Source organism: Sphingomonas sp., from assembly GCF_031426035.1.
In the GTDB taxonomy this organism is placed as follows: Bacteria; Pseudomonadota; Alphaproteobacteria; order Sphingomonadales; family Sphingomonadaceae; genus Sphingomicrobium.
The window spans coordinates 1-13,351 of record NZ_JANPKO010000026.1 but is presented as its reverse complement, the minus strand read 5'-3'; the positions used below and the strand labels follow the sequence as shown (position 1 = coordinate 13,351).

At 69.0% G+C, this 13,351-nt stretch carries 6 protein-coding genes; 2 read left to right on the top strand and 4 right to left on the bottom strand.

The genetic code is table 11. The features are described 5' to 3' along the window. The first annotated feature begins 32 nt into the window (after positions 1-32). Positions 33-3,008, top strand: coding sequence for a TonB-dependent receptor domain-containing protein (locus tag RMP08_RS01535; protein ID WP_310467191.1), 2,976 nt, complete (start codon positions 33-35; stop codon positions 3,006-3,008). A 65-nt stretch (positions 3,009-3,073) separates the two neighbouring features. On the opposite strand, the gene RMP08_RS01530 is transcribed toward RMP08_RS01535, so the two are convergent. Genes RMP08_RS01530 through mutS form a run of 3 tightly spaced genes read right to left on the bottom strand, consistent with a single transcriptional unit; the run spans position 3,074 to position 9,513 of the window. Continuing rightward, positions 3,074-5,794, bottom strand: a complete 2,721-nt coding sequence (locus RMP08_RS01530; RefSeq protein ID WP_310467189.1) for a [protein-PII] uridylyltransferase — start codon at positions 5,792-5,794, stop codon at positions 3,074-3,076. Between the two features lie 17 nt (positions 5,795-5,811). Beyond that, positions 5,812-6,897 carry a hypothetical protein gene (locus RMP08_RS01525; protein WP_310467188.1) on the bottom strand — a complete coding sequence of 362 codons (1,086 nt, stop codon included), beginning with the start codon at positions 6,895-6,897 and terminating at the stop codon, positions 5,812-5,814. Between the two features lie 24 nt (positions 6,898-6,921). Further along, positions 6,922-9,513, bottom strand: coding sequence for a DNA mismatch repair protein MutS (gene mutS / locus RMP08_RS01520; protein ID WP_310467187.1), 2,592 nt, complete (start codon positions 9,511-9,513; stop codon positions 6,922-6,924). Between the two features lie 81 nt (positions 9,514-9,594). On the opposite strand from mutS, the gene RMP08_RS01515 reads away from it, so the two are divergent. Further along, a complete protein-coding gene (locus RMP08_RS01515; RefSeq protein WP_310467186.1) occupies positions 9,595-11,889 on the top strand; it encodes an NADP-dependent malic enzyme in 2,295 nt (764 codons plus the stop codon). On the opposite strand, the gene RMP08_RS01510 is transcribed toward RMP08_RS01515, so the two are convergent. Next, on the bottom strand, positions 11,867-13,351 hold a 1,485-nt coding region (locus tag RMP08_RS01510), incomplete at its 5' end, for a TGS domain-containing protein (protein WP_310467185.1). The genes RMP08_RS01515 and RMP08_RS01510 overlap by 23 nt on opposite strands.

Genomic DNA, 13,351 nt, shown 5'->3' with positions numbered 1-13,351 from the left:
CGCGCGGTTGTCTGTTGGGGAGAGGAAACATCATGGGTAAGTCCGTCTGGCTGCTTTCGGCAGGGCTGTTTGCGCTTGCGACTCCGGTGCACGCGCAGGAAACCGACACTGACCAGGGCACTGCCCAGCCGACCGATGGCGCCACGGCCGAAGCGGCCGCGGTCGACAATCAGGCGACCGAGCAGGTGGTCGACCAGTCGACCCAGACCGGCGACATCGTGGTCACCGCTACCCGCCGCAACGAGGCCTTGTCCGACGTTCCGCTGGCGGTCAGCGCGGTGACCGCCGAGACGCTCGAGAATTCGGGCATCAACGACATCCGCCAGCTGATCCAGGTGTCCCCGTCGTTGCTGGTGTCGTCGACCTCGTCCGAAGCCGGCGCCGGCGTCGCCCGCATCCGCGGCATCGGCACGGTCGGCGACAACCCCGGCCTCGAAAGCTCGGTCGCGACGTTCATCGACGGCGTCTACCGTTCGCGCACCGGCGTCGGCCTGACCGAGCTCGGCCCGGGCGACCGCATCGAGGTCCAGCGCGGCCCCCAAGGCACCTTGTTCGGGCGCAACGCCTCGGCCGGCATCATCTCGGTGATTACTGCCAAGCCGCGCTTCCAGACCATGGTCAACGGCCAGATCGACATCGGCAATTACGACAGCCGCCGCATTGAAGTCGGCGTCACCGGCCCGTTGTCGGAGACCATCGCGGCCCGCATCGACGGCGTCTACATGAAGCGCGACGGCTTCATCGAGAATTCGATTACCGGCGAGGAAGTCAATAACCGCGACCGCTGGTTGCTGCGCGGCCAGACGCTGTTCCAGCCGAGCGAGGACCTCTCGATCCGGCTGATCGCCGACTATGCCAAGCGCGACGAGCAATGTTGCGCCGCGCCCTATCTGCCGGCGAGCGACTTCACCGCCGCCAACGGCCGCGAGCCGTCGACGATCAAGCCGCTGATGGAATTGCTCGGCGCCGAGATCAACGACGATCCGTATGAGCGCAAGGCGAGCTGGACCGAAGGCTATGGCTATGATTCGGACGTCAAGGACGGCGGCCTGTCGGGCGAGGTCATCTACGACTTCGGCGGCGCCGAGCTGACCTCGATCACCGCCTACCGCTACAACAAATGGGTCCGCGGCACCGATGCCGACTACAACAACCTCGACATCCTCCATCGCGCGCCCGACGGCAATTCCTACAACCGCTTCAAGACGTTCACCCAGGAAGCGCGCCTCCAGGGCACGACCTTCGGCGGTAAGCTCGACTGGCTGATCGGCGGCTATTACGCCAACGAGAAGCTGCAGGTCCGCGACAACCTCGAATACGGCTCGGATTACGAGCGGTTCGCCAACTGTCTGCTGATCAACTCCGTCCTGCCGAGCGCGCTGGCGCCGTCGGCCGACCCGGCGAGCAGCTGCATCAGCGTGCCGGTGGTGCAGGGGACAATCGCGTTCCTGCAAGGTCTTCCGCCTGGCGACCCGCGGCGCGCCGGCATCCCCTTGCTGAGCGTCCTGATCGCCAACCCCGCCCGGCCCGGTTTCGGCTCGCTCGCCGCGGTGCTCGGCCTGCCGACAGCGACGCTCAATGGCGCCGGGCTGGACGACCTTTACAATCAGGAGAGCCGCAACTTCGCGCTGTTCACCCACAACATCTTCGCCATCACCGACCGGCTCGATCTCACCGTCGGCGCGCGCTGGACGCGGGAAAAGAAGACGCTCGACGCGTCGTTCTCCGATGACAATGTGATCTGCCGCGCGCTTGCCCTGAGCGGGTTGCCGGCGCCGTTCCAGTCGCTCGCCGGCCTCCAGCGCCTGCCGTGCTTCAACCCGGCCGTGCCCGGCGGCGATTTCAATCCCGAACGGTCGAAGAAGACCGAGAGCAAGCTCTCGGGTACCGTCGTGCTCAGCTACAAGCCGACCGATAATCTGCTGACCTACGCCAGCTACTCGCGCGGCTATAAGGCCGGCGGCTTCAACTTCGACCGCGCCGGCCTCACCCGCCAGCAGCTTCCCGGCAGCGCCGGGCCGGTGCTGCCAACGGCGAGCCTCGACGATCTCCAGTTCAAGCCGGAGACCAACGATGCGTTCGAGCTCGGCGCCAAGTACAATGGCCGCGGCATCGACGTGAACGTCGCCGCCTTCAACCAGCTGTTCGACAACTTCCAGCTCAACACCTTCGACGGGACCAAGTTCATCGTCGAGAACATCAACGCCTGCGATGACGACCTCGACGGCGCCGATACCGACAACGACCCCGCCACCGGTGGCTGCGACGGCGACCTTCGCCGTGGCGTGCGCAGCCGCGGCGTCGAGATCGAGGTGTTTACCCGGCCGATGTCCGACCTCAGCGTCAACCTCGGCGCCACCATGGTCGGCACCAAGTACCGCAAGAACCTGGTCGGCGCCGGCGGCCGGCCGCTGACCAATGCGCTGTTCCAATTGCCCGGCCGCCGGGTCTCGAACAGCTCGGCGTTCGTCGCCACCGGCGCGATCGCCTACAACCCGATGATTACCGGCAACGGCTTGCGCGCCCTGTTCTACATCGATGGCCGCCACCAGACCAAGTTCAACACCGGTTCGGACCTCGACCTCGAGAAGATCCAGAAGCGCTACACGGTGTTCAATGCGCGCGTCGGCATCCAGGGCCCCGATCGCGCCTGGGCGGTCGAGCTGTGGGCGCAGAACCTGCTCGACAAGAACTACCAGCAGGTCGCGTTCGACGCGTTCGGCCAAGGCTCGGGCACCCAGCGCGGGGTCGAGCAGGGCTTCTACACCCGCTCCAACCAGCTGTTCGGGACGTTCCTTGCCGACCCGCGCACTTATGGCATCACCCTGCGCGGCAAGTTCGGCCCGAGCCGCGCCGCCGCTCCGGAATATGTCGCGCCGCCGGCCCCGCCGCCGCCGCCGCCGGCCACCCAGACCTGCGCCGACGGCACGGTGATCGAGGCGACCGCGTCGTGCCCGGTGCCGCCGCCTCCGCCGCCCCCGCCGCCGGCCGAAGGCGAGCGCGGCTAAGCGCAGCGACTGCTTGGCTAAACGAGGGCCTCGCCGGAAACGGCGGGGCCCTTCGCTGTTCGGGATCAGGCGACCTTCGCCAAATCCTTCTCGCGCGCCGCGTCGAGCAAGGCGGCGCGGACGCATTCGATGTCGCCCGGCGCCAGTTTCTTGCCGTCGCCGCGGGTCAGATAGAACACGTCGACCGCGCGCTCCCCATAGGTCGCGATATGCGCCGAGTGGATGCGCTGGCCGCATTCGTGGATCGCCCCGGCCAGCCGTGCCAACAGCGCCGGACGGTCGCGCGCATTGACCTCGACCACCGTGGTGCGCGTCGAGGCCGCCTCGGCCACCGCCACTGACGGCGCCACCGCGAACGCCGACTTGCGCGCCTCGCTCGGCGATTCGGGCATGCGCGGCAAGTCCGCCCGGTCGAGCGCCGCCTCGATCGCGCGCACCAGCCGCCCGCGCATCCGCCGATCGGCATAAGCGCGGCCCTGCCCGTCAACCACCAGCAGATTGTCGAGCGCCATGCCGTCCCGCGTGGTGTGGATGCGCGCGTCGATGATGCTTGCCCCGGCCCCGGCGAGCGCCGCGGCGATGCGGAAGAACAGCCCCTCGCGGTCGGGCGCGAACACGCTGACCCGGGTCGCATTGGCGTCCTCGTCATGCTCGGCGACGACGCTCGTCCGCGCCCCTCCGATCTGCGCTTCGGCGAGCGCCACCTGGCGCGCGTTGGCGATCTGCCACGGCAGCGGCTCGGCCAGCCAATAGCTGTCGGGCAGCCGCCGCGCATGGGCCCGCGCGACACTCGCCTTCCACCCCAATGCCGCCGCTAGCTCGCTTTGCCGCGCCGCCACCAGGTCCGACCGCCCGTGCTGCTTGTGGCCGAGCCGCAGCCGCTCCTCGGCGGCCTCGAACAGCGTCCGCAGCAGCACCCGTTTCCACTCGGTCCACACCCCCGGCCCAACCGCGCGGATGTCGACCACGGTCAGGATCAGCAGCAGCCGCAGCCGCTCCGGGCTCTGCACCCGGCCGACGAAATCCTCGATCGTCTTGGGGTCAGCGAGGTCGCGCTTGAAGGCGGTCGACGACATCAGCAAATGGTGCCGCACCAGCCACGCCACGGTCTCGGTTTCGGCCGGGTCGAGCCCGAACCGCGGCCCCAGCTTGAGCGCAATCTCCGCGCCCAGTTCGCTGTGATCGCCGCCGCGCCCCTTGGCGATGTCGTGCAGCAGCACCGCGACATACAGCGTGTTGCGCGATGCCACCTGGCGGAAGATCGCGGTCGACAGCGGATGATCGTCGGCCAGCTCGCCGCGCTCGATCGCCGCCAGCAGCCCGATCGCGCGGATCGAATGTTCGTCGACGGTATAATGATGGTACATGTCGAACTGCATCTGCGCGACGACGCGGCCGAAGTCGGGAACGAAGCGCCCGAACACCCCGGCCTCGTTCATCCACCGCAGCACCGTGTCGGGCGCGTCGGGGTTGGTCAGCACGACCATGAACAAAGCGTTGGCGGCGAGGTCGTCGCGCACCGCGTCGATCAGCTTGGCGTCGCGCGTCGCTGCCCGCATCGCCTTGGGGTGGATCTCGAGCTTCTCGCGCGCAGCCAAGGCGAACAGCTCGAGCAGCCGCGCCGGATGCTCGGCGAGGAAGTCGTCGCGTGGGATCGACAGGCGGCCGCGGTCGAGGGTGAACCCGTTCAGGCGCGCCGGCCGCCGCCGCAGCGTCGGCAGCGCAAAGCGGAAGCCCTTCTTGCCCATCTGCTCGTCGAGCTGGGCGAGGAACAGCCCGGTCAGGTCGCCCACCGCCTTGGCGTTGAGGAAATAGAATTGCATGAACCGCTCGACCGCCGATTTGCCCGGCCGGTCGGCGTAATGCATCGCCTCGGCGATCTGCTTCTGGTGGTCGAACCCGAGCCGCTCTTCGGCGCGTCCCGCGGCCAGGTGCAGATGGCAGCGGACCGACCAGAAAAATCGCTCGGCGCGGTCGAAGCGGCGATATTCCTCGGCCGTGAAGAGCCCGGCCGCGACGAGGTCGGCGGGGCGGCCGACGCCGTGCACATATTTGCCGATCCAGTATAGCGCGTGGAGGTCGCGCAGCGCGCCCTTGCCCTCCTTGACGTTGGGCTCGACGACATAGCGGCTGTCGCCCATCCGCACGTGGCGCGCGTCGCGCTCGGCAAGCTTGGCGGCGACGAACGCGGCCGCGGTGCCCGGCCCGAATTCCTTGCGGAAGCGCGCCATCGCCGCGTCGAACAAATCCGCATCGCCCCACAGCAGCCGCGCCTCGAGGAAGGCGGTGCGCACCGTCATGTCGCTTTTTGCCAGCGCCACCAGCGTGTCCGCCGAGCGCAGCGAATGGCCGACCTTGAGCTTCAAATCCCACAGCATGTGGAGGATTGCCTCGGCCGCCTGGATCGCCGCGGCGGCCGGCTTGGCCCGGGTCAGGAACATCAGGTCGAGGTCGCTGAACGGCGCCATTTCGCCGCGCCCGGTCCCGCCCAGCCCGACGATCGCCAGCTCGCCGTCGATGCTGCCGGACAGATGCGCAACGACGAAATCATGCGCTAAGCGGACCAATTGGTCGTGCAGGTGGGCGGTCCCGCGCGCCGCGCCGCGCCCGCCCGCCGGGTCCACCGCGAGCCGCCGCGCGATCTCTGCGCGCCCCGCGGCCAGCGCGCCGCGCAGGATCTCGGTCGCCTCGCTCGTCGCGCTGACGCCGGCCAGCCGGTCGGCCAGCACGCGCCGGTCGATGATCGCGCGCTGGTTGTCGAGCTGCCCGGGATGATGCGCCGTCATGACCCCACTATGCCCGATTATCGGGCGGGAGGCACCGCCCCTTCATCGCCGATCAGGCTGCGGCCAATGGGGAAGACTCGCTCGTCATGGCGCAGCGCCTCGGCGGCGAATTGATCGCCATCGATTCGAAAATTGTAATAGAGCGCCAGTCCCGGGCTCAGCCGGTAGGTCGCCTTGCACAGCAGCCCGTCGGGGCGCCCGGGGTCGTTGCGGGTCTCCTGGCACTGCGCCAGATAAGGCGATGCCGCCCCGGGCCGCACCGGCCCGCGAAAGAAAATATCATATCCCGAACCGGTGCGCAGGAACGGCCCCTCGCTGGTCCAGCGGCCGCCAACCGGGGTCTCGCCGGAACCCGCCGCCAGGGGCGCGATGGACAGGCGGCGCTGCATGTCGACGCGTTTCGGATCGACCAAGGCGATGCTGTACAGGTCGAATTGCTGCGGCCGCTTGAACCGGCACAATTCTTTCCACCACGCCTCGGGCCGCCGGGACTGGCAGATCGGCAGCAGCGGGCTGGGCATGTCAAACAGCTGCGGGAAGTCGATCGACAGCATCGTCAATCGACCGTCGCCGCGTTCGGCCAGCTCGCAGAATTCGCGGGCCTCCTCCTGCTGATAAAAATGGATACGGTCAGACAGGCCACGCTCGGTCTCGGCCCACATCCCCCAGATCATCGGCACGCGCACCAAGCGGTCGCCCATCGGCATCTCATGCAGCCGCAACTTGCAGGCCATGGACGGCGGCGCGTATTTGCGCTGCGACGCTTTTTGCTGGGCATAACCCCACAGGTGCAGGGCTAGCGGCACCCCGAGCAAGAACAGCAGGCCGACAGCGGCACTGCGCTGCCGAGACTCTCCCCACCCCGACACCAGCAACGTCAGGCGGGCGCCCGCTCCCGACGCGAAACCGATGGCGATGGCCATGCCGAACACGAACACGCCCATTCCCGCGTCACCGGTCGCGTTGCGGCCCAGCGCAAAATGGCCGGCGACGACCAGGCAGGCGAGCAGTCCGCCGCCGGCTAGCCAGGCCGGTTCGCGCAGGATGAACATCGCACCGAACGTGACCGCGTAAATCAGCAGCAGGACGACGGTCAGCTCCATCGGCGCAACCGTACCGGCGAACCGTTAAGCATCCCCGAGCCGCTTGAGCGCGTACAGCGCCTCGAGCGCCTCGCGCGGGGTCATGCTGTCAGGATGAATCTCGGCCAGCGCCTCGGCCAGCGGGTCGGCCGGCGGCTCGGGCGCGGCGGCTGCGGCGAACAGCGGCAAATCGTCGAGCCCCGCGGCGATTCCCCCGGTCGCGTCGCGTCCCGCCTCCAGTCGCGCCAGCACCGCCTTGGCGCGCGCCACCACGCCCGGCGGCAACCCCGCCAATTTGGCCACCGCGATCCCGTAGCTGCGGTCGGCGGCGCCGTCGGCGACTTCGTGGAGCAGCACCAAATCGCCCTTGTACTCGCGCGCGCGGACATGGTGCAGCGACAGCCCGTCGAGCCGCCCGGCGAGCCGTGTCAGCTCGTGATAGTGAGTCGCGAACAAGGTCCGTGCCTTGACGCTGTCGTGCATCGCCTCGACCACCGCCCACGCGATCGCCAGCCCGTCATAGGTCGAGGTGCCGCGCCCGATCTCGTCGAGGATGACCAGGCTGTTGGGAGTCGCCTGCGCGAGGATCGCCGCGGTCTCGACCATCTCGACCATGAACGTCGATCGCCCGCGAGCGAGATTGTCCGCCGCCCCGACCCGGCTGAACAATTTGTCGACGATGCCGACTTTGGCGCGCGCCGCGGGGACGAAGCTGCCGGCCTGGGCGAGCACCGCGATCAGCGCGGCCTGGCGCAAAAAGGTCGACTTGCCGCCCATGTTGGGCCCGGTGATCAGCCACAAGCGGTCGTGGGGCCCGAGCGCGAGGTCGTTGGCGATGAACCGCTCGCCGCTCCCGCCCAGCGCCGCCTCGACCACCGGATGGCGCCCGGCGTCGATCTCGAGGCACGGCTGATCGGTTAGCTGCGGCTTGCACCATCCGCCCTCGGCCGCCCGCGCGGCATGGGATGCGGCAACATCGATCCGCGCCACCGCTTCGGCGGTCGCGGCGATGTCCGGCGCGGCGGCAATCGCCAGCGCGGTCAATTCCTCGGCGTGCGCCGCCTCGGCCGCCAGCGCATGACCCCCGGCCTCGGTCACCCGCGCCGCCTCGGCGTGGAGGTCGGGCGAGTTGAAGCGCACCACCCCGGCGAGCGTCTGGCGATGGGTGAACCCCGAATCGGGCGCCATCAGCCGCTCGGCGTGCTTCGCGGAAACCTCGATGTGAAAGCCGAGCACCGCATTGTGGCGGATCTTGAGCGTCGGAACCGCGATCGCCTCGCGGTAGCGCGATTCGAGCGCGGCGATCGCGCGGCGGCCATCGGTCGACGCGGTCCTGAGCTCGTCCAGCGCGGCATCGTAGCCCGCCGCGATGTAGCCGCCCTTCGATGCATCGAGCGGCGGCGATTCGACTAGCGCGGCAGCCAGCTTGGCGGTCAGCGCGCCATGCCCGCCGAGCAGAGGCAGCAGGTCGCCGAGCAGCGCCGGCCGGTCCGGCTCCTCCGCCAGTCCGGCCCGCATCGCCTCGGCCGCAAGCAGCCCGTCGCGCAGCGCCGCCAGATCACGCGGGCTCCCGCGCCCGGCGCTCAGCCGCCCCAGCGCGCGCGCAAAATCGGGCAGCGCCTTCAGTGCCTCGCGAACGCGGGCGCGCCGCAACGCATCCTCATTCAGCCACGCCACGAGCAGCAATCTCGCCTCGATCGCCGCCTGATCGGTCAGCGGCGCGGCGATGTCGGCGGCCAGCGCGCGGCGCCCGGCGGCGCTCATGCAGCGGTCGATCTCGGCGAGCAGGCTGCCCGCCACGCTGCCGCCCGCCGAGCGCGTCAATTCCAGGCTGTCGCGGGTCGCCGCATCGATCGCCATATGCGCCGAGCGCGAGACCCGGCGCGGCATCGCCAGCAGCACCGCCGCGCCCTTCTGCGTCGCGTCGAGATAGGCCAGCAGCCCGCCCGCCGCCGCCAGCTCGGCGCGGCCGGGTGCGCCGATGCCGTCGAGCGTCGCCAGCCCGAACCGCGCCCTCAACGCGCGCTCGCCCCCCGCGCTGTAGAACCCGCCGCGCCCCTCGCTCGTGCGCACGCCGGGAATCTCCGCCTCCGCAATCGTTTCCGCCGGCCCCAGCCGCGCCAGCTCGGCCGCGAGCTCGCCCGGCCCGCACGCGACCAGTTCGAACCGCCCGGTCGAAATGTCGGCGGCGGCGATCGCGTAATCGTCGCCCGCGCGCGCCACCGCCGCCAGCCAGTTCGCCGCGCCGGCCTCGAGCAAGGTCTCCTCGGTCAGCGTCCCCGGCGTCACCAGCCGCACGATCGCGCGGTCGACCAGCGCCTTGGCCCCGCGCGCTTTCCGCGCCTCCGCCGGGCTCTCGATCTGCTCGGCGATGGCAACGCGGTGCCCGGCGCGGATCAGTCGCGCGAGATAGGCCTCGGCGGCATGGACCGGCACCCCGCACATCGGGATCGGCTCGCCGTCCGCCGTGCCGCGCTTGGTCAGCGCGATGTCGAGCGTCGCCGCGGCGGCCCTGGCGTCGGCAAAGAACAATTCGAAGAAATCGCCCATGCGATAGAACAGCAGCGCATCCCCCGCCTCGGCCTTGAGGCGCTGGTACTGCGCCATCATCGGGGTCGTCTCGTCGCTGCGCGCCATGCGCCGTCCTATCAGGCGACTAATGCGATGGGGAGGCCCGAGGCGTGACCATCCCGCTCGGCTCGGCTAAGGCTGCCCGCCATGTCCGAAAGCAATATCAAATTCTCCGACGCCGAGGCGCTCGAATTCCATTCCCGCGGCCGCCCCGGCAAGATCGAAATCATCGCGTCGAAGCCGATGGCCACCCAGCGCGACCTGAGCCTCGCTTACTCGCCCGGAGTCGCCGTCCCGGTCGAGGCGATCGCCGCCGATCCCGGCCGCGCCTACGAGCTGACCGCCAAGGGCAATCTCGTCGCGGTGATCTCCAATGGCACCGCGATCCTCGGCCTCGGCAATTTGGGCGCGCTCGCGTCGAAGCCGGTGATGGAAGGCAAGGCCGTCCTGTTCAAACGCTTCGCCGACGTCGATTCGATCGACATCGAGGTCGACACCGAGGACTGCAAGGCGTTCATCGATTGCGTCGCTCTGCTCGAGCCGAGCTTCGGCGGCATCAACCTCGAGGACATCGCCGCCCCCGACTGCTTCGAGATCGAGCAGGCGCTCAAAGAGCGCATGAACATCCCGGTGTTCCATGACGACCAGCACGGCACCGCGATCATCACCGCCGCCGGCCTCATCAACGCCTGCCACCTGACCGGGCGCACGCTCGGCGACATCCGCGTGGTGGTCAACGGCGCCGGCGCCGCGGCGATCGCCTGCACCGAGTTGATCAAGGCGATGGGGGTCAAGCGCGACCGCGTCACCATGTGCGACCGCAAGGGCGTCATCCACAAGGGCCGCACCGACCTCGACCAGTGGAAGTCGGCGCACGCCGTCGATACCGACGCGCGCACCCTGCACGAGGCTTTGGTCGGCGCCGACGTGTTCCTCGGCCTGTCCGCGGCGGGCGCGCTCAAGCCCGAGATGGTGATGGAGATGGCGCCCGAGCCGATCATCTTCGCGATGGCCAATCCCGATCCCGAAATCACCCCGCCCGAAGCACGCGCGGCGCGGCCCGACGCGATCATCGCCACCGGCCGCTCGGACTATCCCAACCAGGTCAACAACGTGCTCGGCTTCCCCTTCATCTTCCGCGGCGCGCTCGACGTGCGCGCCACCGCGATCAACGAGGAGATGAAGATTGCCGCCGCCAATGCCCTCGCCGAGCTCGCGCGCGAGGCGGTCCCGGAGGAGGTCGCGGCGGCCTATGGCGGGGTCACCCACAGCTTTGGACGCGATTACATCATCCCCGCGCCGTTCGACCCGCGGCTGATGGAGCAGGTCGCCGGGGCGGTCGCCGAAGCGGCGATGCGCAGCGGCGTGGCGAGGAAGCCGATCGAGGATCTCGCGGCCTACCGCCTGCAGTTGCGGGCGCGGATGAACCCGACCGTGTCGGTGCTCAGCCTGGCGTACGAAAACGCGCGCTCGAACCCCAAGCGCGTGCTGTTCGCGGAAGGCGAGGAGCCCAACGTGCTGCGCGCGGCGATTGCCTTCAAGGAGGCCGGCTACGGCACCCCGGTGCTGGTCGGCCGCGAGAATGTCTACGACATGCTCAAGGAACATGGCGTCGACAACCCGCAGGATTACGAAGTCCTCAACAGCCGCAACTCGCCGCTGGTCGGGCGCGCCATCGACTTCATCTACGCCAAGCACCAGCGCCACGGCATGCTGCGCCGCGAGATCGAGCGGATGGTCAACCAGGACCGCAACATCTTCACCGCCGCGATGCTCGCGATGGGCGAGGCCGATGCGATGATCACCGGCACCACCCGCCCGTTCAGCCAGTCGCTGCGCCAGGTCCGCACCGTGATCGACGACGAGCCCGGCGCCACCCCGTTCGGGATCAACATCGTGGTCGGCCGCCACGACACCGTGCTGATCGCCGACACCGCGGTGACCGAGCGCCCCGACGCCGAGCAATTGGCGGCGATCGCCATGCGCTCGGCGGGCTTCGCGCGGCGGATGGGGATGGAGCCGCGCATCGCGTTCACCTCCTACACCACGTTCGGCAACCCGCCCGGCATGCACATCGATGAATTGCGCGAGGCGGTGAAATTGCTCGACGGCTTCAAATGCGATTTCGAATATGAAGGCGAAATGGGCCCCGACGTGGCGCTCAATTATGAGCAGCAGCGCAAATTCTACCCGTTCAGCCGCCTCACCGGCCCCGCCAACATCCTCATCATGCCCGGCCTGCAGTCGGCCAATCTGTCGGCCAAGCTACTGCGCGCGCTTGGCGGCGAGAGCGTGATGGGTCCGTACATCCTCGGCCTCGAGCTGCCGGTCCAGATCGCCCCGATGACCGCCAGCGCGTCGGACCTCGTAACCCTCGCCGTGCTCGCCGCGGGCAGCGCCGCGGTCAGGCCGCGCAAGGCTATATCCGCTCCACCGAGCTGACCGGGTCGGCCGCGCGGAGTGCGGCGATGATCGCGTGCAAATGCGCCAGGTCGTGCACCTCGAGATCGAGGTGGAAGGTGTGAAAGCTGCCGTCGCGGTGGACCAATTGCAGATTGATGATGTTCGCGCGCTTCTGGCCGAGGATTCCGGCCATCGTCCCCAGCGCGCCCGCCACGTCGTGAAGGATCACGCAGATCCGCGCCGAGCCCCCGTCCGAGCCCTCGCCCCACGCCAGGTCGAGCCAGTCGGCGTCAACTCCGCTGGCCAGCGTGTCGCAACCGATGACATGGACCTCGATTTCCTCGTCCTCGCGGCGCAGGCCGACGATGCGGTCGCCGGGGATCGGGTGGCAGCAGGTCGCGAGGTGGTATGCCACGCCCGGCGTCAGTCCCTTGATAGAGATCGCGGTGCGCTGGCTGAGCGGGCGCGAGGCGACGTCCGCCCCGGCCGAGCCCGGCATCAGCGCCTCCATCACCGCGTCGTCGCCGATCCGCTTGCGCGCGATGGCGACCATCAGCGCGTCCTCGTCCTCCATCTTCAACCGCTTGAGCGCGTGCTTGAGCGCGTGCTTGTCGAGCACCGCGGGTAGCCGCTCGACGATTTCGTCGTAGATCTTGCGGCCGAGCTCGATGGTCTCGTCGCGCTCCTTGTGGCGGACGAACCGGCGCACCCCGGCGCGCGCCTTGCCGGTCACCACGAAGCGCAGCCACGACGGTTGCGGGTGCTGCGCCTCGGAGGCGAGGATCTCGACCTGGTCGCCGTTCTCGAGGATGGTTCTCAAGGGCACCACGCGGCCGTTGACCTTGGCCCCGACGGTGCGGTCGCCGAGGTCGGTGTGGACGGCATAAGCGAAGTCGACCGGGGTCGCGCCCTTGGGCAGCTGGATGAGCTCGCCTTTGGGGGTGAAGGCGAAGATGCGGTCCTGGTACATCGCCATCCGGGTGTGCTCGAGCAGCTCCTCGGGCGACGCCGCATGGTCGAGGATCTCGACCAGATCGTCGATCCACGGCACATTCATTTCGGCCGCCGGCTTGCCTTCCTTGTAGGCCCAATGCGCGGCCAGCCCCCGCTCGGCCTGGTCGTGCATGGCGCGGGTGCGGATCTGGATTTCGATGCGCATCTTGGAATCGTGGATGACTGAGGTGTGCAAGCTGCGGTAGCCGTTGCGCTTGGGCGTCGAGATGAAATCCTTGAAGCGCCCCGGGACCATCGGCCAGCGTTCGTGGATCAGGCCCAGCGCGCGGTAGCAGTCGACAGTGTCGCCGACGATCACGCGAAACGCCATCACGTCGGACAATTGCTCGAAGCTGATGTGGCGCTCGGCCATTTTCTTCCAGATCGAGAAGGGGTGCTTTTCGCGCCCCATCACTTCGGCCTCGAGGCCGTTGTCCGCGAGCTGGAGCTGGAGGCCGAGCCCAATGCGGCTGACGAGGTCGCCGCCCGACGCGTGGAGCTGGGTCAG